Origin of the sequence: Hymenobacter nivis (assembly GCF_003149515.1) — a bacterium.
GTDB classification, from domain to species: domain Bacteria; phylum Bacteroidota; class Bacteroidia; order Cytophagales; family Hymenobacteraceae; genus Hymenobacter; species Hymenobacter nivis.
The window spans coordinates 592,105-615,302 of the sequence record NZ_CP029145.1; the positions used below are offsets into that span (position 1 = coordinate 592,105).

Sequence of the window (23,198 nt, forward strand, 5' to 3'; positions counted from 1 at the left end):
TACCTATGGCCGATTCTGTTTTGCGCCCCTTGGGGGGCAAGGCCGCCCTGGCCGCGCCCGAAGCCACGGTGCAGCTCATCGTGTTTCAGCTGGCCGGCGAAGACTACGGCGTTCGCATCGAGCAGGTGCGCGAGGTGACGGCCACGCCCGAGGTGGCGCGCATGCCCAAAACGCCCGCCTTTATCAAAGGCATCGTGAACCTGCGCGGCGACATCATCGCCATCATTGACCTGGAGGAGCGGTTTGGGCTGATGCCCGCCGGGCGGCCCCTGCCCGAGCGCAGCTATACCATTGCCGTGGAAGCCGCCGACTACACCATTGGCCTGGCCGTGCGCGAAGTGCCCCAGCCACTGCGGCTGCCGGCGGCCGCCATCGAGGCGGCGCCGGAGTTTTTGCAGGACAGTGGGCAGCGTGAGCGGTACTTAGAGGGCATCGCCAAGCTGCCCGATGGTAGCGTGATCATTGTGCTTGATATGCGCAAGTTATTGACCCCCACCGAGATATTACGGCTGCCGAACTAACCGGTACCTTTGCCGCCGCCGGCCCGTATAGCAAGCGGCCGGCTGGGGCCCATCTCCTCCTCATTCTGTTTAATTTTCTGTCCTCATTGTAATGAATAAGCGCATCCTCATCGTCGACGACTCCTTTTATATGCGCACGATGCTCAAGAACATGCTCACCGATGCCGGCTACGAGGTGGTAGGCGAGGCCGCCAACGGCCAGCAGGCCCTGGAAATGGCCGTCGCTACCAAGCCCGACCTCATTACCCTGGACGTGATTCTGCCCGACAACACCGGCCTCGATGTACTGCGCGGCCTGCGCAAAGAAGCGCCCGATGCCAAAGTGGTGATGTGCAGCGCGGTGGGCCAGGAAGTTATCGTGAACGAAGCCATCGAAAATGGGGCCCTGGCCTACATCGTGAAGCCGTTTTCGGAAGAGCGGGTGCTGGAGATTGTGGGGTCGGCGCTGGGCGGCGATGCAGCGTAGCGCCCAGGCCCTGGGAGCGGTCCGCCTGGGTCGGTTTGGCGTTGCCGAACCGGCCGGTAGTGGCGCGCGCCTGCCCCTGGGGCCCTGGGGAATTAACGCGTACCTAATACTCTGCCCATGACCGCCCGCGAACAAGAATACCGCGAGCTGTTCATGGCCGAGGCGCTGGAATACTATGAGGCCATGAGCCAGCACCTGAGCGAGTTGGAACGCAGTCCGGCCGACGTGCCGGCGCTCAACGAGCTATTCCGGCTCATGCACAACCTTAAGTCGAACGCCCGGGCCATGGGCCACACCGCCATTGGCGAGGTGGCCCACCACCTGGAAACGATTTTTGGGCTCATCCGCGACAAGCAGCGCGAATTTGCCGGCTCGCTGGTGCCGGTGATTTTTATGGGCCTGGACGCGTTGGGGGCCATGATTCGGGCCGTGGGGGCCGACCAGCCCCTACCCGACGCTACCGACTTACTCGACAACCTCGACCGTCTGGCGCGGGGTGAGGAGCCCGTGCTGCCCGCAGCGGCCGAGGCCGATGGGGCCCCGGGGGAGGAGGACAGCCGCAAAATGGAGCTTTCGGACCTGGTCTACATCCAGGTGCGCAAGCTCGACAAGCTGCTGAATCTGGTGGGGGAATTAGTGATTGACCGCGACCGGATTTTGACCTTGGCCGACGAAATTGGCCACCCGGCGTTGCAGGCCACGGCCCGCCACTTGTTCCGCATTTCCGACGACTTGCAGTACAGTGTGATGGACGTGCGGCTGGTGGGCGTGGGCGTGCTGCTGAATAAATTTCCGCGGGTGGTGCGCGACGTGGCCACCGCCGAGGGCAAAGAAGTGGAGCTGACCCTGAGCGGCCAAGACGTGCAGATTGACCGCAACGTGCTGCAAATTATCACTGATGCGCTGCTGCACCTCGTGCGCAACGCCGTGAGCCACGGCCTGGAGGCCCCGGCCCAGCGCGTAGCGGCCGGCAAGCCGCGCACGGGCCAGCTGCGCCTGTCGGCCCTCACCGAGCGCGACGATGTGCTGATCCAGATTGCCGACGATGGCCCCGGCATCGACACCGAAGCCGTGCGCCGCAAGGCCGTGGAGCGTGGCCTGACCACCACCGAGCTGGCCGCCGCCCTCGACGAGCAGGCGGTTTGGGCCTTCTTGTTTGAACCCGGATTCTCCACCGCGGCGCAGGTGACCGACATTTCGGGCCGCGGCGTGGGTCTCGACGTAGTGAAGCGGGCCCTTGACTCGCTGGGCGGCCAGCTGCGCATTGCGTCGGTGCCGGGCCAGGGCACCTCGTTCACGCTGGTGCTGCCCACCTCCATTGCCGTGAAGGGGGCCCTGCTGGTAGAGCTCGACGGCCGGCCCTACGCCGTGCCGCTGCTGCACACCGACACGGTGCTGGCGCTGCGCCCCGAGGAGTTTTCTGTGGCTGGGGGGCTGCTGCTGGCGCACGTACAAGGCCAGGCCGTGCCGGTGGTGCCGCTGCGCGAGCTACTGCACGTGGAGGGCACCGAGCGCCTGCCCCCCGCCGATAAAAGCCAGCTACAGGGCCCACAACAGGTGTTGGTGGTCAACTACAACAACCGCCGCTTGGGCCTGCTTGTCGATCGGTTTTTGCGCCAGCAGAGCGTTGTAGTCAAGCCCCTGGGTAAACCCTTGGACACCATTGATTTGTTTGGGGGCGTGACGCTGCTCGGTAGCGGGCAGGTGTGCCTGGTGCTCGACGTGCCCGCCCTCACCCGTTTGTTTGTTGCCCGCCGAGCGTAGTTTTTCGTATTGCTCATTCTGTCCTCATCTTTCCCGCCAGACGCCTTAATTGCTTTAGATTAGTTCCATTATGAATTTATCAATGACCGAGCTGGAGCGCGACATTATCCGCGAAATTTTGAACATCGGGCTGGCGCGGGCCGCCGATTCGTTCGCCGTGGTCGCGCAGGAAAAGGTGTTGCTCGAAGTGCCCAGCTTAGATTTGCTCGAAAGCGAGGACATTTTGCTGCAGGTGAAGGAGTACAGCGCTAATCATGCGGTAATTCAGTCCGATATCCGAGGCGATTTTACGGGCACTACGCTCATGTTTTTCTCCGGCCAGCACGTGCAGCGGCTCTCGCGGGTGTGCTTGCGGATGCAGGTTTCCGATTCCGTTCAGGTCAACGAGTTGCAGGAGTCGTTGCTGCTCGAAATCAGTAACATCATCACCGGGGCCCTCGTCACGCAGTTGGCCAACATCCTGAAAGCCCGCATCTACGGGGCCCCACCGTGCACATTTAATGGCGATACCACCGCCCTGATGAGCCACTTGGTGCCCAGCGAATCGCTGCAACCACTCATTTTCTCGATCATCACCCATTTTTCCGACCACGGCAACTCGGTGGAATTACCGCTGATGCTGTTCTTCAACCGCGCCACGTTCGAGAAAATCCTCAATATTATCCGGGGCTACGATTTCCTGGGCAAGCAGCTGGCTGGGGCCTGAAATCAGTTAACAGTTGGCAGTGAGCAGTTATCAATTGTAGTTAATAGCAATCAGCGAACAGTTACCAATAAGGCTAATTTACCTTCATTTTTCGCTGTCAATGCCTAGCTATTAACCATTCACCGCTCACTAATTAACTGCTCATTGATAATTAATAACTGATAACTGATAACTGTCTTTCCGATGCCTGATTCCGGCTCCGCTGCCCGCGCCCGCAAAATTGCCCAGTTCGACCCCAATGCCCCCGGTGACGCCGAAGGGGGCCTTTTCGGCCTGCCCTTTGCGCCCGAGGAAGCGCAGGTAGTGGTGGTGCCCGTGCCCTGGGAAGTGACCGTGAGCTACCGCGCCGGCACTGCGCAGGGCCCTGCGGCCGTGCACGGGGCCTCGCTGCAAGTGGACCTTTACGACCCCGACCTGCCCAATGCCTGGCAGCTGGGCCTGGCCATGGAAGAGCCAGATGCTGAAATAGCCGCCACCAGCGCCCGCCTGCGCCCCCTGGCCGCCGACTACATTGGCTGGCTGGAAGGAGGCAAGCCCACTGATTGGGCGGCGGCGATGCAAGGCGTGCCCGCCCTCGTAAACGCCGAGGGCGATAAGCTGCGCCAGTGGCTGGCTACCAAAACCGGGGCCCTGCTCGACGGGGGCCAGGCGGTGGTGGTGCTGGGCGGCGACCACAGCACGCCGCTGGGCTTCCTCGACGCGCTGGCTGCGCGCCATCAGGAGTTCGCCATTCTGCAAATTGACGCGCACTGCGACCTGCGGCCGGCGTACGAGGGCTTTAAGTACTCGCACGCAAGTATTATGCACAACGCGCTGATGCTGCCGCAGGTGAAGAAACTGGTGCAAGTGGGCATCCGCGACTATTGCCAGCAGGAGGCGGAGGTTATTGAGCAGTCGCATGGGCGGGTGGCGCTGTTTGGGCAGCGGTTCCTGAGCGAGGAGCGGTACGCCAAGAAATCGTGGAAGAAGGTGTGTGGTAAAATCATCGCCCAACTGCCGCCCAAAGTGTACATCAGCTTCGACATCGACGGGCTCGACCCCAAGCTGTGCCCTGGTACCGGCACGCCCGTGCCCGGCGGGCTGGAGTACGAAGAAGCCACGTTCCTCATCCGCAGCATTGTGCGGGCCGGCATCACCATCATCGGGTGCGACCTCAACGAAGTGGCCCCCGGCGATACCGACTGGAACGGCATTGTGGGGGCCCGCCTGCTCTACCAAATGGCCAACTGGATGGCCGTGTCGCAGGGCCGCCTCAGTGCCCGGAAACACGAATAATCCCGCTGCCGTAGAAGCCGGGTCATTTAATTAAACACCGCATTACCGCCATGCTTAGTTTCATTCTCAAATTTCTGCTGACGGCCGTGCTCGTGTACGGCCTGAGCCGCGTGCTGCCGGGCGTAGCCCTCGACGGTGTGGGGGGGGCGGCCATTCTGGTCATTGTGCTAGGCATTCTCAACGCCATCGTCAAGCCCGTGCTGAGTTTGCTGAGCTTGCCCATCACCATCCTGACGCTTGGGCTTTTTTCGCTGGTTATCAACGTTATCATCATCAAGCTCGCCGACTACCTGATGAGTAGCTTTGATGTGCACGGCTTCCTGAACGCGCTGCTGTTCAGCTTGGGCCTGGCCGTGGTGAACATTGTAGTGGACGCCGTACTGGACTAGTCATTTAACAGGTTTCAATTAACATTTAACAGCCGTTCCGCTAGTCTAATTGGCTAGCGGAACGGCTGTTAAATGTTAATTGAAACCTGTTAAGTAGTCGCGCAAAAGTAACCGTAGCAAAAAAGGCGGTCATGCTGAGCGCAGTCGAAGCATCTCTACCGCAACAGTAATTATTTACTTACGAGGTAGAGATGCTTCGACTGCGCTCAGCATGACGTTCAATTCAATACGCTTACTTGTGCGTGAGTACTTAAATGACCTAAACCCGCCGAATATCGGCACCCAGCGCGTTGAGGCGCTGGTCGATGAACTGGTAGCCGCGGTCAATTTGCTCCACGTTGAGGATGGTGCTGTTGCCCTCGGCGCTGAGCGCGGCGATGAGCAGGGCCACCCCGGCCCGGATGTCGGGCGACGTCATGGTGATGCCGCGCAGGCGCGTGCGCTGGTCGAGGCCGATGACGGTGGCGCGGTGCGGGTCGCATAGGATAACTTGGGCCCCCATGTCGATGAGCTTGTCGACGAAAAACAGGCGGCTCTCGAACATTTTCTGGTGGATGAGCACCGTGCCCTTGGCCTGGCAGGCTACCACCAGCACAATGCTAAGCAGGTCGGGAGTGAAGCCCGGCCAGGTGTGGTCGCTCACGGTGAGAATGGAGCCGTCGAGGTAGGTGCTGATTTCGTAGTGCGGCTGGGCCGGAACGTAGATGTCGTCGCCGCGAAACTCCAACTGGATGCCCAGCTTGCGGAACGTGTCCGGAATCAGGCCCAACTCCGGAATCTGGCAGTCCTTAATGGTGATTTCAGAACCCGTCATGGCCGCAAGGCCGATGAAGGAGCCAATTTCGATCATGTCGGGCAACATGCGGTGCTCGGTGCCGCCCAGGCTTTCCACGCCTTCAATGGTGAGCAGGTTGGACCCAATGCCTTGGATATTAGCGCCCATGCGCACCAGCATCCGGCACAGCTGCTGCAAGTAGGGCTCGCAGGCAGCGTTGTAGATGGTGGTGGTGCCCTCGGCCAGTACGGCGGCCATCACGATGTTGGCCGTGCCGGTCACAGAGGCTTCGTCGAGCAGCATGTGGGTGCCCTTGAGCTTGCCGTCGGCCTTGATGCGGTAGAAATCGGTGCCCTCCAGGGTGAGCTGGCCGCCGAGCCTTTCGAGGCCTAGAAAGTGCGTATCCATCGGCCGGCGGCCGATTTTATCGCCGCCGGGCTTAGGCAGCTGGCAGCGGCCGTAGCGCCCCAGCATGGGCCCCAGGATCATGACAGAGCCGCGCAGGGCCCCGGCTTGCTGCACAAATTCGGGCGTGTCGAGGTAGTCGAGGTGCACGTCTTCGGCCTGGAAGCGGTACGTATCAGTGGCCAGCTTGCCCACTTTCACGCCCATGTCGCGCAACAGCTCGATGAGCTTGTTGACGTCGCGGATGTCGGGGATGTTGCTGATGGTGACCGGCTCGGGGGTGAGCAGCACTGCGCAGAGGATTTGCAGGGCTTCGTTTTTGGCACCCTGGGGCGTGATTTCGCCGCGGAGGTGCAGGCCGCCGCGCACTTCAAATGCTGCCATTTTATTTAAGCTATTAGTTTACAAGTAGTTGAAGTTTATTGGTAGTAGGCCGTCATGCTCATCTGGCGTCCCGAAGGAAGCATCTCTCCCGCGCCAGTAACCCAATCTATCGGATTATTGACGCGGGAGAGATGCTTCCTTCGGGACGCCAGATGAGCATGACGGCCTTGAAGCGGCTAGGTAAAAACCTATTGTGGTGGCTGCTGGGGCTCCTGGCGGCCCTTTTTGCCGCTTTTCTTGTTTCGTTTCGGGCCGTTGCCGAAGCTGTTGTTGCCGTAGCTGTTGCCGCTGGGCGGGGGTGTGCGGCGCGGCTGGTTGGCCTGCGCTGCGAAGGGCGCGCGGCTGCCGCCGCTGGCGTTGCCGCCCGTGCCGGGGGCTACACCGGGGCCCATCTCGAACAGGTCCTCTTGGTCTACGAGGGCCGGGTCCAGCTTCAGCTGGCCGTTCGATAGCTCGCTGAGGTGGCGGATGATGGTGGCGTCCTTGGCGTTTTCCTTGTTGTGCTGGCGAAACAGAAACTTCATTGTACGCCCAATCTGGATGGCGGCCTGCTCGCGATCAGCAGGGCTTTCCAGCGTTAATGCCTTGGCAATCAGGGCCTCGATGGCGCGGCCGTAAGCACGCAGGCGCGGGGGCTGGCGTGGGTAGGGCACGGGCTTGGGGCGCGTCACGCGCAGGCTCACGGGGCGCAGGGCTACAGGGGCCTCCAGCTCCATCTCCTCGCCCAGCAGAGCCGAGAGGTGGCTCCAGAGGCGGGTTTGGATGTCGGGCTGGTCGCGCAGCGTGGGCTTGAGGCGTAGGATGAGCTGCACAATTTGGGCCGCGCGGCGGGTGCGCTCGGCCACGTCCTCCACCTGGCGCAGGCCCTGGATGAGCTGGTATGTGCTTTGCCCGTACTCGCGCACCAGCAACTGCAAGTGGAAGGGCAGGGATTGAAACTCGTTCATAGTAACTGAGAAGCAGAAAGTGGGGGCGGGCAGCGGTGCAGAACTCGCTGGGGTCCTAGCCGGGCTAAAGGTAAGCGCCGGCCTTGTAGAACTGAGTGGCACGCCATTTCGGGTAAGATTCGCTGGTGAAAGGGCCCCTGGGATGGTTAGGGCCCCGTGCTGACGGCAACGGAGTGCCACTCCGTTTTACATACGGATGCTAAAGGTGGATGCGCAGCTTGGCGAAGCTCAGCAGCAGCACCTTTTCGCCCACTTCCTCGAAGTCGATGGTAGCCTTGGCGCCGGTGGGCTCTTTTTCCAGCAGGCGCACCGTGCCGAAGCCGAATTTGGGGTGCTCCACGCGCTGGCCGGCCACCAGGTTTTTGGTATCGGAAGGGGCGAAGTCGGCCGGGGCCACGTACTTGGTGGCCGCCACTTTGCGCGGCAGCACCGGCACCAGGTTCGAACGGCGCTCGAATACGTGCTGGAACGGCTGCTCGCCCGCGCTGGGGGGGCCGCCGGCTGCGAATTTGAAGTGCACGAAGGCCGGGTCAATTTCATCCAGGAAGCGGCTCTTCTCGGCGTTACGCAGGTTGCCCCACTGGTAGCGCGAGGTGGCGTAGCTCAGCGTCAGCTTCTTCTCAGCTCGGGTGATGGCCACGTAAAACAGCCGCCGCTCCTCCTCCAGATCGGCCCGCGAGCTGATCATCATCTGGCTCGGAAACAGGTTTTCCTCCATGCCCACGATGAACACGTTGCGGAATTCCAGGCCCTTGGCCGAGTGAATGGTCATCAGCGTCACGGCCTCGCCTTCCTGCGCCGCGTCCTTCAGGTCGGAGTCCGTCACCAGCGCAATGTCCTGCAAAAAGGCCCCCAGCGACTTGTCCTCGCGCTCGGGATCGTCCACGTATTCCTTGATGCCGTTGAGCAATTCCTGGATATTCTCGTAGCGCGAGAGGCCCTCGATACTCTTATCGGCGTACAGTTCCTCGATCATCCCCGAGTTTTTGGCGATGAACTTGGCGGATTCAAACGCATCCTCGCGGGCCGCTAACGCGGTGTAGGCCTTGATGTTTTCGGCGAAGGTGACGACCGGGTTCGAGATGCGGGCGGCCACGAACTGGTCGGCGTTGCTCACTACTTCCCAGAGGCTGTGGTTGGCCGCCTCGGCCGTGGCCACGAGCTTGCTGATGGTGGTGTCCCCGATGCCGCGCTTGGGGTAGTTGATGACGCGCCGCAGGGCCTGCTCGTCGTTCTGATTCACCGTGAGGCGCAGGTAGGCCACCAAGTCTTTGATTTCCTTGCGTTGGTAAAAACTCAGGCCCCCCACAATTTTGTAGCGGATGTTGAGCTTGCGCAGGGCCTCTTCCATGGCCCGGCTCTGGGCATTGGTGCGGTAGAGGATGGCGAAGTTGTCGTACGACAAGTGCCCGTTCATCTTGTCCTCGAAGATGGTGGTAGCCACCAGCTTGCCTTCTTCGTTGTCCGAAGCCGCTTTGATAACTTCAATCAGCGTGCCTTCCTCGTTCTCCGAAAACACGTCCTTGCGCAGCTGCGCCTGGTTATTTTTGATGACCGAGTTGGCGGCCCACACGATGTTCTTAGTGGAGCGGTAGTTTTGCTCCAGCTTGAACACTTTCAGCTCGGGGTAGTCTTTCTCGAAGTTGAGGATGTTGGTGATATCGGCCCCGCGGAAGGCGTAAATGCTCTGCGCGTCGTCGCCCACCACGCAGATATTCCGCTCCTTGGCCGCCAGCTTGCGCGTGATGAGGTACTGCGAGTAGTTGGTGTCCTGGTACTCGTCCACCATCACGAACCGGAACATGTTCTGGTACTTGTTCAGCACGTCGGCGTGCTCCCGGAACAGCACGTTGGTATTGAAGAGCAAATCGTCGAAGTCCATGGCGCCGGCCTTGAAGCAGCGCTGCTGGTACTGCTGGTAGAGCACCCCGATTTTGGGCCGCAGCGCTGCCTCGTCGTCGGCCTTGATGGCGGCGTCGCCCAGGTACTGGTTCACCGAAATCAGCTTGTTCTTAGCCGCCGAGATGCGGCCCAGCACCAGGCCCGGCTTATACAGCTTGTCATCTAGCTCCAGCTCCTTGATAATCTGACCGATAAGCGTTTTGGTATCCTGGGTGTCGTAGATGGTGAAGCTGCGCGGGTAGCCGATTTTGTCGGCCTCCGAGCGCAGGATTTTGGCGAACACCGAGTGGAAGGTGCCCATCCACAGGCTGCGGGCGTTGGGGCCCACCACCTTCTCCACGCGGGCGCGCATCTCCTTGGCGGCCTTGTTGGTGAAGGTGAGGGCCAGGATGTTGAACGGGCTCACGCCCTGTTCGAGCAGGTGGGCGATGCGGTAGGTGAGCACCCGGGTTTTGCCCGAGCCCGCCCCGGCGATAATCATGCAGGGGCCCTCGGTTTGCATCACCGCGCCGGCCTGGGAGGGGTTGAGCAGGGAAAGATAATCTAGTGCCATCGGTAGAGAACCGCCGATTTGGCGGTGTTGACAAAGGTAACCCCGGGGCCCGGGGGCCGCAACCCGGCCGCGCCGCGGGGCGGTATCTTTGCGGTATGATAATTATTCAGCAAACGGTTATTTCCGACGACCTAGCCGACAACTTTTTCGTCTGCAACCTGGAGGCCTGCAAAGGCGCCTGCTGCGTAGAAGGCGACCTGGGGGCCCCCCTGGAGGAAGCCGAGCTAAAAATTCTGGAAACGGAATACGAAAACATCAAGCCGTTCCTCACCGAGGCCGGCCGCCAGGCCATTGCCGAGCAGGGCCTCTACATCAAGGATTGGGAGGACGACTACAGCACAACCACAATCGGCGACCGGGAGTGCGCTTACGCGCTTTATGACGGCAAAGGCATCCTGAAGTGCGGCATCGAAGAAGCCTACCTGGCCGGTGCCACCACATTCAAAAAGCCCATCAGCTGCCACCTCTACCCGATTCGCATCACGAAATACGAGGAATTTGAGGCCCTGAACTACGACCGCTGGAGCATCTGCTCGCCGGCCTGCGCCTTCGGCGCGAACCTGGGCGTGCGGGTGTACCAGTTCCTGAAAGACCCCCTCATCCGCAAGTACGGCGAGGACTGGTACAACGAGCTGGACAGGGAAGTGGAGAGCCAGCTGGGGGCGAAGTAAGGGGCAATAACGAGCGATGGGGCCCCGCCGAAGCGTGAAATTATAAGCCGTCATGCTGAGCGCAGCCGAAGCATCTTTACCGCAGCAGTAATCATTTGCTTACGCGATAGAGGTGCTTCGGCTGCGCTCAGCATGACGGCCTTGATTTTATGGCAGAGGCCGCACTTTAGGGCCCCCGGTTACACCGGTACCAGGTGCAGCACGTCCTGGCTGCGCTGGCGCACGGCGGCGCACAGGGCCGGGTTGTCGGCCAGCTTCTGGCCGAAGGAGGGCACGAGCTGGTGGAACTTGGCCTGCCACTCGGGCGTGGCGGCCTGTTCGGGGAAGCAGCGTTGCACAAGGTCGAGCATGATGGCCACGGCGGTGCTGGCCCCGGGCGAGGCCCCCAGCAGGGCAGCTATGGAGCCGTCGGCGGCGGTTACGACTTCGGTGCCGAACTCCAGTACACCGCCTTTGTCCTTGTCCTTTTTGATGACCTGCACGCGCTGGCCGGCCACCGCGAGCTGCCAGTCGGCGGGGTTGGCCTCGGGGTAGTACTCGCGCAGGGCGGCGATGCGCTCGGTGGGCGTGAGCAGCACCTGGCCGATGAGGTACTTGGTGAGGCCCAGGTTGCGGGCCCCGGCGTAGAGCAGCGGCCGGATGTTGCCCAGCTCAATCGAGCGGAACAAATCGGTGTACGAGCCCTTCTTCAAAAACTTGGTACTGAAGCCGGCGTAGGGCCCAAACAGCAGCTCCTGCCGGCCGTTGATCTGGCGGGTGTCAAGGTGGGGCATGCTCATGGGCGGCGAGCCCACGGCGGGTTTGCCGTACACCTTGGCGTCGTGGCGGGCCACCACTTCGGGGTTCAGGCACTTCAGCCACTGGCCGCTGACGGGGAAGCCGCCGAAGCCATCGGCCTCGGGAATGCCCGATTTTTCGAGTAGCGGCAGCGAGCCCCCGCCGGCCCCGATGAATACGAACCGGGCCCGCACGTTGCGCTTAGTGCCGGCTTTTAAATCCCTGACTTTCAAGCTCCAGGTCTGCCCATCGTCGCGGCGCTTGATGCCGCTCACCTCCTGGCCCAGGGTGAACTTCACGCCCGGCAGGCCCTGTAAGTGCTGGAACAGTGTGCGGGTGAGGGCCCCGAAGTTAACGTCGGTGCCGATGGCCATGCGGGTGGCAGCCACGGGCTGGGCCCGGTCGCGGCCGTCCATTACCAGCGGAATCCACTTGGTAATCTCATTGGGATCGGCGCTGAACTCCATGCCCTGGAACAGGGGCGAGTGCAGCAGCGCGGCGTGGCGCTTGCGCAGGTACTCCACGTTGGCCGTGCCCCACACGAAGCTCATGTGCGGAATGGCGTGGATAAAGGAATCGGGATCGGGCAGGGTGCCGTTCTCGACTAGCGAGGCCCAGAACTGCTTACTCAGCTCGAACTGCTCGGCGATTTTGTCGGCCTTGGAAATGTCGATGGAGCCATCGGGGCGCTCGGGGGTGTAGTTGAGCTCGCAGAAGGCCGAGTGGCCGGTGCCGGCGTTGTTCCAAGCGTCGGAGCTTTCGGCGGCCACCTCGTCGAGGCGCTCGATGATTTCGATGGTGAGGTTGGGCTGGAGCTGTTTGAGCAGCGTGCCCAGCGTGGCGCTCATAATACCCGCGCCGATGAGCGCGACGTCGGTCAGGACTTTAGGAGGGGAGGGGGCAGCAAGTTCGGAAGCCATAGCAGCAAAAACCAAGGATGGGGAAAGCAAAAAGTAGGGGCCCGCGTGCGGGCGCGGCCAATGGCCTAATACGGGCCCCGTGCGGGCAGGGCCGTTGCGGGGCAAAATTACGGCCCCGCCCCGCCCTAAATCCGCCTGGCCCTACCTTTCGGCCCCGATATGACGACGACCCCCGCCCCCGCCGATCTGCCCTTGGTGCCCGTGCCCACCCAGGCCGACCCCGCCGACGCCACCGCCCCGCGCGTGCTGCTGATTTATACCGGCGGCACCGTGGGCATGGCCGTGAACGCCGCCGGCGAGCTGGCCCCCATGGAGCTGCGCCACCTCGACCGCCAGATGCCCGAGCTGGCCCGCCTGCCCCTGCGGGTGTCGCTGCTGAGCCTGCCCGAGCTCATCGACAGCAGCAACGTGACCCCCGCCGACTGGCTGTTTCTGGCCCGGCTCATTGGCGAGCACTACGCTGATTTTGATGGGTTTGTGGTGCTGCACGGCACCGATACCATGGCCTACTCGGCGGCGGCCCTGAGCTACTTGCTGGAAAATCTGGGCAAGCCCGTGGTGTTCACTGGGGCCCAGTTGCCGGTGGGCGCCAGCCGCTCCGATGCCCAGCGCAACCTCGTGACGGCCCTGGAAATTGCCGCCGCCCGCCACCCCCGCGCCAACACCATGCGGGTGCCCGAGGTGGGCGTATTTTTTAACGATGTGCTGATTCGCGGCACGCGGGCCAAAAAAGTGGAGAGCCAGCAGTTTGCGGCCTTCAAAAGCGAGAACTATCCGCCGCTGGCCCGCGCCGGCATCGGGCTGGAGTTCAGCGATAATAGCATCCGGCTGCTGCCCGCCGCCCGCCTGCGCGTGCACCAGCACCTCGAAACCCGGGTGGCCGTGCTGCGCTTGTTTCCGGGCATCACGGCGGCCGTGGTCGACGCCGTGCTGAGCGTGCCCGGCCTGCGCGGCTGCGTGCTCGAAACCTACGGCTCGGGCAACGCGCCCACTACGGCGTGGTTCACGGCCAGCTTGCGCGGGGCCCTGGCCCGTGGCGTGTGGCTGCTCAACGTGAGCCAGTGCGTGGAGGGCCGCGTGGTGCAGGGCAAGTACGAAACCAGCGCCGCCCTGGCCAGCTTGGGCGTGGTGGGCGGCGACGACATTACCACCGAAGCTGCCGTTACCAAGCTCATGTTCGTGCTCGGCCTGGGCCTCGACAACGCCCGCACCCGCCAGCTGCTGGGCCAGGACCTGCGGGGCGAGATTACGCCCTAAGTGCCGCCGGGGCCCCAGTGGGCTCGGCAAATGGGCATCGCCTGCGGCCCGAAAACAACGCCGGGGCTCCAAAGGCTTGCCGGGCCAGCCGGGGGCCCGTACCTTTGCCTCAGACGACTGCCATCCTAGAGGGGTGTCCGAGTGGTCGAAGGAGCACGCCTGGAAAGTGTGTATGGGCCAAAAGCTCATCGTGGGTTCGAATCCCATCCCCTCTACGCAAAACCCCGCTTGCAGCTTGCAAGCGGGGTTTTTTGTTTTCCTAGAGGATGAAAATGCGTCTGTGTCATAAATGCCAAGAACCTGTTTGCATTAACATTAGCATTATATAATGGTGCATTCTTGCGTCTCAGGCTTGAACGGCGCGCTGAACATCGTTCAATCCTCAGACGCAAGGATGCGTCTCTACAATCGTTCCAGGAGCTAAAAAACTAAGTCAGCGTTTTATTGCTGCAAATACTTGCGGCTTTCCACGGCTCCGTTGGCGTAGGTGCTCACCTCGATTAAGAAGCCCGCTTGCGGGGCCCCCAGCCGCTGGCCTATCTCGTTATACCAGACACGGCCTATCAGCGCGGCCCCGTTCACCACCGCCACCGGCGAGTAGCTGAAGCTGGCGTCCGCATCCACGAGGCGCAGGCGGTAGTACTGGGGCCCTGGCCGGGCCTGGTCGCTGGCCGCGTAGGCCCCGGCGCCCCGGGCGGGCTGCTGGCTGAGCGTAGCGAAGAGCAGCCCATCGGTGCTGCGCTCCACTTCGTAGCGGGCAGCGTTCACCTCCTGGGCCGTGCGCCAGCGCAGCGCCACGGCGCCCGCCGCCGGCTCGGCCGTGAAGCTGATCAGCTTCACGGGCAACGGGGTGCATCCCACCACGCGCCCGCTGGCGGCCCAGTCCTGCGCCAGGAACGTGCCGCAGTTCCGGATCAGGCCGTCGTTGGTAAACGCTGCGGTGTACACCTGCATCCACGCGTCCGTGTCGTTCTGCACGGTGGCCCCCGCGTCCAGTGCCAGCGCCGTGGTGGTGCACTGGTGCACGTTGTGCAACGTGGCGCCGTCCGCTAGCGTCAGCCGCTCCAGCGAGAGCATGTAGTGGTTGGTGAGCGTGGCTTGCGCCGGCAGGGCCACGGTGGCAGCAATCCAAATCCAGTCGTTTACAATTGTTTGGCCCGTGCCGACGAACGTCACGTGGCCGGTGTAAACCACTCGCATGGGAATGTAGAGCGATTCCCCCGCGTTTAGGGTTAGGTCACCTGTTGGGTGGTTGTTGTCGCTGTTGACGGTGTACGTGTAGGACTGAGCGCTGGCTGTCCCACCAGTAGCCAGCAATAAGCAGCAAGCGGCGGCCATCAGGCGCTTCACTGGCCCCGCCAGGAACCGAGCCGCAGGGTTGCCAGCTGCCAGCCGTTGGAACTGGCCACGAAGGCGGTGCAGTCCCCGCCCCGGGGCCCCGCCGGCGCCGCGCTGCGGCGGGGTCTGCGCCGCTGCCCGTTGCGGGCCGGCGCTACCCGCGCTGCTGGTTGGGGCCTGAAGGGAGAGGGCATCCGCGGGGCCCCCGCCCAGCGCATGGTATTGGTGGTTGCTTCGTGTGGGGGAGGTCTTGCCGCTGCGGTGCGAGGCAGTTTGCGGGGTTGTAACGGAGTGATATATCATATAACAAAACGAATTATTTATCTAATTTTAATACTATTTATGATAAATTCATTTAATTAATAAAGATTGATATTGAGCAAATATAGATCAATAATTCATTTTTCAATCATTTTCTAAACATGATATTATGCAAATTGTACTTGCAAAAGATTTGCTAGAATCGAGGCGTGTGGCGCTCCTGCCTGGCGGCCCCGGGCGCGGGAGGCGGGGCCCTGCATTGCCCGGGTGGGAAGGGGCGGAGGGGCCCCGCCGCGCAGAATAAATCGGCCCTGGGCGGCCATCCTACAGGCCCCGCCCGAAGCCTGCGAAGGCCAGGTACACGCACTGAATTTTTCTGGCAACGAAGGCACTGCCATTGCGTGGTTGCCAGCGCACCTGGGCGCGTAGGTGCACCCGGCCCATACTATAAGGAAGCCGGGCCAGTAGCCGCCTGCCAGCAAGCGGTTGCTGGCTGCGTTTGCACGGAAGGGCCCGCTGCCTGCTTGGGAAGGGGGCTTTTGGTTGGGAGCCGTGCCGCTGCTTTTGGGGCCCCGAGGTTTGGGTGCCAACTGCGCAGGGCGAACGAAAAAGCTGTTTTGCTGCCAACAGTGCCTTATTCCCTACGCGTTGCCCCATCGAAGAAAGTTGCCTTGCGGTTCTGTTTGCTGCTGCTGCTGGCCGCCGCCCAAAAGCTGCCGGCGCCCGACCCGCCCGTGGCCCACTGCATCGGGCTGGCTCGGGCCCCGCTGTACCGCAGCGCAACCAACACCACTGGCGTACCTGCCCAGCCCGGCGGCGGCCGTGGGGTGGGCCGCCTTTCGCCCGGTGGGTGGTGGTCGAGCGTGCTGGCTCCCGCTCCCTCACCCCGGCGGGCAAGCTGCCTAAATATGACCCTGCCGCCGCGCTGCTCGTTGGCCTCCGCGCCGCATTGTCTACGAGGGCTGGGTGCGCGTGCCCGGCATCAGCCACTCTGTGCCCGGGCTGCCGCCTGGCCAGCGCAGGCCTGCCCGCTGGCCAACGCCGTGGCGGCGCCGGGCCCCAGCGCCGGGTAACTGGTGCTAAGCAAGCAGATTGCCACCTTCCGCACGGCCCCCGCCGAGGCCCCGTCCTCACACGTACAACGCGGCACACGCCCACGTTGTACGTGTGAGGACGGGGCCTACAAGTACATGTTTAAGTACTTACGCATAAGTAAGCGTATTGAATTGAACGTCAGGCTGAGCGCAGTCGAAGCATCTCTATCTCGTAAGTAAATAATTACTATTGCGGTAGAGATGCTTCGACTGCGCTCAGCATGACCGCCTTTTTTGCTACGGTTACTTTTGCGCGACTACTTATCATAGTTTTCAGGTCCGTGTACGATTCGGTCCGCCGGCTTTTTCAGCCGGCCGACTGGTTGCCCCGCCGCCGTTTGTTTTCCCTGACGAGAATCGGTCGGCCGGCTGAAAAAGCCGGCGGATCGGCAGTAACCAGGCGGTACACTGACCTGAGAACCGCTCTATCGCCCCGGTGCACTACGCCAGGGGCCCCTGACCTGCGCTAGGGGGCCCTGAAGCAGAACAAAACCAGCCTGTTTGGGTACGTGGGCTTCGGCAGCCGCGTTCCAGACCGAGCTGAACACGGTTGCAATCCGCGACGTGTGACACCTGCTTGCCACCCTACGAGCGGCTATTGCTTTGGGACGGCCCCGGCGAATTTTAGCCTCGGTCCGCTTAGCAGCCGGCTGCTGTGCATTTCGGCCCGCAGCTGGTTCGAGGGTTTGCCGCTGCATTTTGCGTAAGCGCAATCCTTTCTTCCTGCCGTGTTGCGTACCGGCGCAGATTCGGCTACCGGCCCCGCTGTAGCTGTTCGCACAACGCGCACGGCTAGCGCCACCATGCCGCCTGCTACGCCGCCGTCCTCGACCCGGCCGAATATGCCGGCATGGTGCGGGCTAACTTTCCGCACCTGCCCACCCACTAAACTCCGCCCGATATGCCTTTTCGCCTTCGCCAAATCTGGTAGCAGCTGCGCGAGTCCTTGTGGTTTGTGCCGTTGCTGATGGTGCTGGCCGCGCTGGGGCTGGCCTTCGGGCTGGTGCAGCTCGACCAGCACGCCAGCGCCACCGGTACGCGGCGGCTGCCGCTGCTTTTCGGCATTGATGCTGGCGGGGCCAATGGCATGCTCACGGCCATTGCGGGCTCGATGCTGACGGTGGCGGCGCTCACGTTTTCGCTGCTGCTGGCCGCCATTGCGCAGGTCAGCAACCAGTACTCGCCGCGGGCGCTGCGCAATTTCATACGCGACCTGGTCAACCAGTTCGTGATGGGCTACTTCGTGAGCGTGTTTACCTACTGCCTGGTAGTGCAGGGCACCATCCGGGTCAGCCACGACGGCCAGTTTGTACCCACCACGGCCGTGCTGGCGGGGCTGCTGCTGGCGCTGGGCGGGGTGGGGGCGCTGCTGTTTTTCATGCACCACGTGGCCGAATCCCTGCAAACGGGCACCCTGGTGCAGCAGATTGTGACCGAAACCGAGGCGCAGACTGGGTAGCTGTTTCCGCACCGCTTTGGGTAGGAGCTGCAGCCTACGGCACGGGCCGCCGCCGAAGCCCTCGCCGCCGTGCCGGATGGCTGGTTTCCGGTGCATTCGACGGAGGCCGGCTACCTGCAACAAATTGATGACCAGGGCCTGCTGGCCTGGACTGCCCGCCACCGCACGGTGGTGCGGCTCGATGTGCACATCGGCGATTTTGTGGGCAACGGGCAGCGTCTGTTCAGCGTGTGGGCCGGCATGGAGCGGGCCGCTACCCCCGCCGCCGACTGGCCCGCCGACCTGCTGGGCTACGTGAGCCTGGGCCGCCACCGCAATCCCGAGCAGGACGTAGCCTTCAGCCTGCAGCAATTGGTGGATATTATCCTCAAGGCCCTTTCGCCGGCCGTGAACGACACCACTACCGTCATTATGGCCATCGACTGCCTGGGCGAGCTGGTGGGGCGGGTGGCCCACCGTACCTTCCCCGACGCGCTGCGCTCTGATGGCCAGCACCTGCGCGTGCTGGTGCGCATCTACTTTTTTGTCGATTACCTACAGCTGGCCTTCGACCTGGTACGCGAAAATGCCAAGGGCAACCCCGCCGTGCTGCGCCGCCTGCTGCGCGCCCTGGCCGCTGGCCAGGCCGAAGCCCCCCACCGCCGCCAGGCCCTGCGCGAGCAGGTAGCGCTGGTGATGGCCTGCGCCGAGGCCAGCCTGCCTACCGACTACGAGCAGGCCGAGGTGCAGGCCCTCTACGACGAGCTGCGCCCGGCCTGGGCCTGAGCCAACCGGCAGCGATTACGGTTTGGCTATGCCCGCTTAGCAAGCGCTGCCAGCGCCTTACCTTAGCCGGAAGCGCGCCACTTTCCGCGCCTTCGTTTCATGGCTGCACCTGCTACGCTACCGGTTCCCGCCCCCGGCACCGTCGAAAAAGACAACAAGCGCATTACCAACGGCTGGACCTTCTACGACTGGGCCAACTCAGTGTACCCGCTCGTTATCACCAGCTCGATATTCCCTATTTACTGGGGCAGTATTACCAAAGCTATCAACCCTAAGGATGTAGTTGATTTCCTGGGATTTAAAGTACCAGGCTCGTCCCTTATAATTTATGCGGTATCGTTTTCGTTCCTGCTTATCGCGCTAATTAGCCCGTTCCTTACGTCGCTGGCCGACTACTCGGGTCGTAAAAAGCTGTTCCTGCAAATTTTCTGCTACCTGGGGGCCCTGAGCTGTGCCGGGCTGTACTTTTTCACCAAAGACAACCTCACGCTGAGCACGTTTATTTTCATTGCGGCCACGGTGGGCTTCAGCGGCAGCATCGTGTTCTACAACTCGTACCTGCCCGAAATCAGCTCCGAGGAGAAGTTCGACTCGCTCTCGGCGCGGGGCTTTTCGATGGGCTATATCGGCTCGGTGCTGCTGCTGGTTATCTGCCTGGCCATCATCCAGGGCCCCGAAATTATGGGCGGGCCGAAGGGCGTGGCGTTGTTTGGCATGAGCGTGGGCCAAGCCACGCGGCTCAGCTTTTTGCTCACCGGGCTGTGGTGGGTGGGCTTTGCCCAGATTCCGTTTTTCACGCTGCCGCCCGACCTGGGCCGCCCCGCCGACGCGCCGGTTTCCAAGGATGGCTGGCTGCTCAACGGCTTCCGCGAGCTGGGTAAGGTGTGGGACCAGCTCAAGCAGCAGCCCAACCTCAAGCGCTTCCTGCTGGCCTACTTCACCTATAATATGGGCGTGCAAACGGTGATGTACGTGGCTACCATCTTCGGCGATAAGGTACTGCAGCTCGACAGCACTTCGCTGATCGTCACCATTTTGCTGCTGCAAATTGTGGGTATCCTGGGGGCCTGGCTGTTTGCCAAGCTCTCGGAGCGCATCGGCAACACGCGGGCCCTGAGCTGGGCCGTATTCATCTGGATGCTGATTTGCGTGGCCGGCTATTTCGTGCAGAAGGGGTGGAGCTTCTTCGCCCTGGCCGCCGTCATCGGCCTCACCATGGGCGCGGTGCAAAGCCTCTCGCGCAGCACGTATTCCAAAATAATCCCCGAAAACACGCCCAACGCGGCCGCTTATTTCAGCTTTTTCGACGTGGTAGAAAAGCTGGGCATCGTCATCGGCACGCTCTCGTTCGGCCTCATCGGCCAAATCACGGGCTCGATGCGCAACAGTATTCTGTCGCTCATCGTGTTCTTTATCTTAGGCTTAGGCTTTCTGCTGACGCTGCGTGGCAAGAAGCTGCGCGATACGCCCGCCACCAGTCCGGCCACGTTTCCGGGCCCACCAGCCGCCTCTTCCATCGCCAGCACGCCCAGCACGTTGAAGTAACCGGCAGTCGGCGCCGTTCGGGTCCGGTAGGGCCCATGCCAGCGCCTTGCCTCGCCTCCATTTTTTCGTCCCAACTCCCCTCATGCACACCGCCTCCATCCAACAAAACATCCTCGCCGAGCTCGACCACGAGCTGGCCGTTATCCGCAAAGTGCTTGAGCGCGTGCCCGAAGACCAGCTCGACTACCAGCCCCACCCCAAGTCGATGAAGCTGGGGCAGCTGGCCGCGCATATTGTCAACCTGCTGGCTTTCAAGCAGCTGTTTGTGGAAAAGGACGAGCGCGACTTCCTCGATGCCAACGCGCCCAAGCCGGGCCCCACGCCCACCACCAGCGCCGAGCTGCTGGCCCGCTTCGACCAGTACAGCGCCAGCCTCCGCCAAGCCCTGCACGATTCGAGCGACGAAAAGTTGGGCCAGAATTTCCAGCTGCGCCGCGGCGACCAGGTGCTCATGAATCGCCCCAAGGGCGCCGCCCTGCGCATCATGGGGCTCAACCACAGCATCCACCACCGCGGCCAGCTCACGGTGTACCTGCGCCTGCTCGATATTCCGGTGCCCGGCGTGTACGGCCCCAGCGCCGACGAGCCGGGCAGTTTTTAGCTGCCGTTGGTGCGCAAGCCCGCAAATGCCCCGGGGTGGGGAAGTGGCCGCCAGTATTCCTGGCGGCCACTTCCCCACCCCGGGGCATTTGCGGTGTTGTACGTTGTGCGTGCGGCTAGCCAGGGGCTTACTGCTTGGCCACGTGCAGGGTCTGGAGGCCCTGCAGCGTTTGCACGCGGATAAAGCACACCCCGGTCGGCTGCGCGTTCAAATCAACGGCAAGCATCTGGTAACCGGTGCCTACCGCTTGGTCGAAGCGGAGCACCTGGGTGCCCAGCGCGTTGGTAACCGTGCCCGTAATGGCCGTGGCGGCGGCGTTGAACGTGAGGGCTGCCGGGCCGGTGCTGGGGTTGACCCGCCGCCGTTTGTTTTCCCTGACGATAATCGGTCGGTCGGCTGAAAAAGCCGGCTGACCGGTAGCAACCAGGCTGTACACGGACCTGAAAACTGTTCTAAGCAAGAGCAGGTCGCGCCTTTCGCGGCAGTAGCTAGGGGGCCGCGCTGCGCTCCGGGCGGCGGCGCGGCCCTTTCTCGCTTTTTATTGCTCAGTTTTTAATGGCGAAAACCTGCTTGCCCCCAATCCAGGTTTGCTGCACCTTGGTGTCGTGCAGCTGCTCGTTGGGGGCCCTCAGGAGGTCGGTTTTCAGCACCACGAAATCGGCCAGCATCCCCGGCTTGATCTGGCCCTTGCGCTTTTCCTCGAAGCCGGCGTGGGCGGCCCAGGTGGTCATGCCGCGCAGGGCGTCGGGGCGGCTCAGGGCGTTTTCCATCTGAAAGCCGCCGGTGGGGAAATTCTTGGCATCCTGCCGCGCCACGGCGGCGTGGAAGCCATAGAGCGGGTTGATGTCCTCCACTGGGAAGTCAGAGCCCAGCGCCACCTGGCCGTACTGCTTCCGCAGCGCCTGGTAGGCGTAGGCGGTTTTCAGGCGCCGGGCCCCCAGCCGCTCGCCGGCCCAGTACATATCAGAGGTGGCGTGGGTGGGCTGCACCGACGGCACGATGTGGTACTGCCCAAACTTGGCCACATCGGTTGGGCTCACCACCTGCGCGTGCTCGATGCGCCAGCGCCGGTCGGGCTGGCCGTGTAGCGCCGCCCCGTAAATGTCCAGTAGTAGCCGGTTCGAGGAGTCGCCGATGGCGTGGGTGTTCATCTGAAACTTGGTGGCTGCCAGCTCCTTGGCCAGGTTCCGGTAGTAGTCGGGGTTTTGGAGCAGGAAGCCGGTTTCCTTCGGCCGGTCGGTGTAGGGCGCCAGCAGCGCCGCCCCGCGCGAGCCCAGGGCCCCGTCGGCGTACACCTTAAAGGAACTGATGGTCAGATCGTCGCTGAAATAGGGCCCCCGCGGTAAGTAGTACGCCTTGTTGGCGGGCGTGGGGTTGAGCATGGCGTAGAGGCGCAGGTGCAGCTGGCCGGCCCGTTGCAGCGCCGCCAGCTGGTCGATGTTGGCCTTGTCGAGGCCCGCGTCGGCGAGGCTGGTGAGGCCCACGGCCAGGCATTTTTGCTGGCCTTGCAGTAGCAAGCGCGCCGCCTCGGCCGGGCTGGGCTCGGGGATTTTGGCCGCCACTAATTGCACGGCATTGTCCACGAGCAGGCCGGTGAGGCGGCCCCGGGCGTCGCGCCCAATTACGCCGCCGCTGATGGGCGTGGCGGCCGTAATGCCGGCCAGGTCCAGCGCCTTTTGGTTGGCCACCGCGGCGTGCCCGTCCACGCGGGCGATGAGCACCGGCACGTTCGGAAACAGCTGGTCCAACGTGTCTTTGGTGGGGAAGCGCTGGCCGGGCCAGTCGTTCTGGTCCCAGCCGCGGCCCGTGAGCCAGGCCGCATTGGGCTGCTGCTGGCGGTGCCGCGCGAGGCGGCCCACCGTTTCGGCCCACGACGTGGCTCCCACCAAATCGGCCGCTTGCAGCCCCAGGGCGTAGCGGTAGAAGTGGCAGTGCGCGTCGTAGAAGCCGGGGTAGATGAATTGTCCGCCGGCGTCCACCGTTTGGGCAGCCTGGTAGCGGCCCTGCAAATCGGCCGCCGTGCCCACGGCCACAAACTTGCCGTCCTTCACGGCAAACGCCTGCGCCTTGCTGAACGTGGAATCGACGGTGTATACCGTGGCGTTGGTCACGAGCAAATCGACGGCCTCGCGGCGCGGCTGGCAGCCGTTTAGGGCCCCCAGGGCCACCAGGGCCCCGGCCAGCCCGGGGCCCCAAAACCTAGTAAAAGATACCATCTGTAGGCGGTTAAATGAGAACCTGGAATAGCTTCCAAGTTGGTGTACCTGGTGCGGTAGAACGGAGTGGTACTTAGTTTGGCGTTCGCATGTAGAACGGAGTGCCACTCCGTTCTACCGCACCAAGTACACGGACTTGAAAACTGCGCTAGTCAAGCAATAATAAGCACATCCTGCCCATCTGGCATCTGCGCAACGGAGCATCGC

The 23,198-nt window shown here is 62.6% G+C and carries 18 protein-coding genes, 1 tRNA gene and 1 pseudogene; 13 read left to right on the top strand and 7 right to left on the bottom strand.

Going from position 1 to position 23,198, the window contains the following annotated elements; translation table 11 throughout:
* The first annotated feature begins 5 nt into the window (after nt 1–5).
* From DDQ68_RS02445 to DDQ68_RS02470, 6 genes are all read left to right on the top strand, one after another.
* Complete coding sequence (locus tag DDQ68_RS02445) at nt 6–521, top strand: chemotaxis protein CheW (RefSeq protein ID WP_109654499.1); 516 nt, start codon at nt 6–8, stop codon at nt 519–521.
* Nucleotides 522–612: 91 nt separating this feature from the next.
* Entirely contained in the window at nt 613–987 is a 375-nt protein-coding gene (locus DDQ68_RS02450) for a response regulator (RefSeq protein ID WP_109654502.1), read from the top strand.
* Between the two features lie 117 nt (nt 988–1,104).
* Nucleotides 1,105–2,751 carry a chemotaxis protein CheA gene (locus tag DDQ68_RS02455; protein ID WP_109654504.1) on the top strand — a complete coding sequence of 549 codons (1,647 nt, stop codon included), beginning with the start codon at nt 1,105–1,107 and terminating at the stop codon, nt 2,749–2,751.
* Nucleotides 2,752–2,821: 70 nt separating this feature from the next.
* Nucleotides 2,822–3,457 (top strand): chemotaxis protein CheC, encoded by a 636-nt coding sequence (locus DDQ68_RS02460; RefSeq protein WP_245897259.1) that lies wholly within the window; start codon nt 2,822–2,824, stop codon nt 3,455–3,457.
* Nucleotides 3,458–3,640: 183 nt separating this feature from the next.
* Nucleotides 3,641–4,732 (top strand): agmatinase family protein, encoded by a 1,092-nt coding sequence (locus DDQ68_RS02465; protein WP_109654508.1) that lies wholly within the window; start codon nt 3,641–3,643, stop codon nt 4,730–4,732.
* Nucleotides 4,733–4,782: 50 nt separating this feature from the next.
* Complete coding sequence (locus tag DDQ68_RS02470; protein ID WP_109654510.1) at nt 4,783–5,121, top strand: phage holin family protein; 339 nt, start codon at nt 4,783–4,785, stop codon at nt 5,119–5,121.
* 259 nt (nt 5,122–5,380) lie between these two features.
* Here the strand turns inward: DDQ68_RS02470 and murA are convergent, their stop codons facing one another.
* The 3 genes from murA to DDQ68_RS02485 all read right to left on the bottom strand — a co-directional run bounded on the left by murA (nt 5,381) and on the right by DDQ68_RS02485 (nt 10,087).
* Entirely contained in the window at nt 5,381–6,685 is a 1,305-nt protein-coding gene (gene murA / locus DDQ68_RS02475; protein ID WP_109654512.1) for a UDP-N-acetylglucosamine 1-carboxyvinyltransferase, read from the bottom strand.
* A gap of 188 nt (nt 6,686–6,873) precedes the next feature.
* Nucleotides 6,874–7,632: a DUF4290 domain-containing protein gene (locus tag DDQ68_RS02480; RefSeq protein WP_109654514.1), complete on the bottom strand. Its 759-nt coding sequence runs from the start codon at nt 7,630–7,632 to the stop codon at nt 6,874–6,876.
* A 199-nt stretch (nt 7,633–7,831) separates the two neighbouring features.
* On the bottom strand, nt 7,832–10,087 hold the full coding sequence (locus tag DDQ68_RS02485) for an ATP-dependent helicase (protein ID WP_109654517.1): 2,256 nt from the start codon (nt 10,085–10,087) through the stop codon (nt 7,832–7,834).
* Between the two features lie 95 nt (nt 10,088–10,182).
* On the opposite strand from DDQ68_RS02485, the gene DDQ68_RS02490 reads away from it, so the two are divergent.
* Entirely contained in the window at nt 10,183–10,758 is a 576-nt protein-coding gene (locus tag DDQ68_RS02490; RefSeq protein ID WP_109654519.1) for a DUF3109 family protein, read from the top strand.
* A 179-nt stretch (nt 10,759–10,937) separates the two neighbouring features.
* On the opposite strand, the gene DDQ68_RS02495 is transcribed toward DDQ68_RS02490, so the two are convergent.
* Nucleotides 10,938–12,455: a malate:quinone oxidoreductase gene (locus DDQ68_RS02495; RefSeq protein ID WP_109654521.1), complete on the bottom strand. Its 1,518-nt coding sequence runs from the start codon at nt 12,453–12,455 to the stop codon at nt 10,938–10,940.
* 159 nt (nt 12,456–12,614) lie between these two features.
* On the opposite strand from DDQ68_RS02495, the gene DDQ68_RS02500 reads away from it, so the two are divergent.
* Both DDQ68_RS02500 and DDQ68_RS02505 read left to right on the top strand, forming a co-directional pair.
* Nucleotides 12,615–13,712: an asparaginase gene (locus tag DDQ68_RS02500; protein ID WP_109654523.1), complete on the top strand. Its 1,098-nt coding sequence runs from the start codon at nt 12,615–12,617 to the stop codon at nt 13,710–13,712.
* 127 nt (nt 13,713–13,839) lie between these two features.
* Nucleotides 13,840–13,927 (top strand) — tRNA-Ser (locus tag DDQ68_RS02505).
* Nucleotides 13,928–14,153: 226 nt separating this feature from the next.
* Here the strand turns inward: DDQ68_RS02505 and DDQ68_RS02510 are convergent.
* On the bottom strand, nt 14,154–14,912 hold the full coding sequence (locus tag DDQ68_RS02510; protein ID WP_109654525.1) for a hypothetical protein: 759 nt from the start codon (nt 14,910–14,912) through the stop codon (nt 14,154–14,156).
* Between the two features lie 1,070 nt (nt 14,913–15,982).
* Between DDQ68_RS02510 and DDQ68_RS22425 the strand changes: the two genes are divergently transcribed.
* The 4 genes and pseudogenes from DDQ68_RS22425 to DDQ68_RS02525 all read left to right on the top strand — a co-directional run bounded on the left by DDQ68_RS22425 (nt 15,983) and on the right by DDQ68_RS02525 (nt 20,775).
* Complete coding sequence (locus tag DDQ68_RS22425) at nt 15,983–16,384, top strand: hypothetical protein (protein ID WP_162549753.1); 402 nt, start codon at nt 15,983–15,985, stop codon at nt 16,382–16,384.
* 988 nt (nt 16,385–17,372) lie between these two features.
* Nucleotides 17,373–18,629 (top strand): annotated as a pseudogene (locus DDQ68_RS02515) (DUF2254 domain-containing protein).
* 99 nt (nt 18,630–18,728) lie between these two features.
* The gene (locus DDQ68_RS02520; protein ID WP_109654527.1) at nt 18,729–20,174 is read left to right on the top strand and encodes an MFS transporter; all 1,446 of its coding nucleotides are present in this window, start codon (nt 18,729–18,731) and stop codon (nt 20,172–20,174) included.
* Nucleotides 20,175–20,256: 82 nt separating this feature from the next.
* On the top strand, nt 20,257–20,775 hold the full coding sequence (locus DDQ68_RS02525; protein ID WP_109654528.1) for a DinB family protein: 519 nt from the start codon (nt 20,257–20,259) through the stop codon (nt 20,773–20,775).
* 127 nt (nt 20,776–20,902) lie between these two features.
* On the opposite strand, the gene DDQ68_RS02530 is transcribed toward DDQ68_RS02525, so the two are convergent.
* Both DDQ68_RS02530 and DDQ68_RS02535 read right to left on the bottom strand, forming a co-directional pair.
* Nucleotides 20,903–21,211, bottom strand: a complete 309-nt coding sequence (locus DDQ68_RS02530) for a hypothetical protein (protein WP_109654530.1) — start codon at nt 21,209–21,211, stop codon at nt 20,903–20,905.
* Nucleotides 21,212–21,320: 109 nt separating this feature from the next.
* The gene (locus DDQ68_RS02535) at nt 21,321–22,991 is read right to left on the bottom strand and encodes an amidohydrolase (protein WP_109654532.1); all 1,671 of its coding nucleotides are present in this window, start codon (nt 22,989–22,991) and stop codon (nt 21,321–21,323) included.
* Nucleotides 22,992–23,198 lie beyond the last annotated feature (207 nt).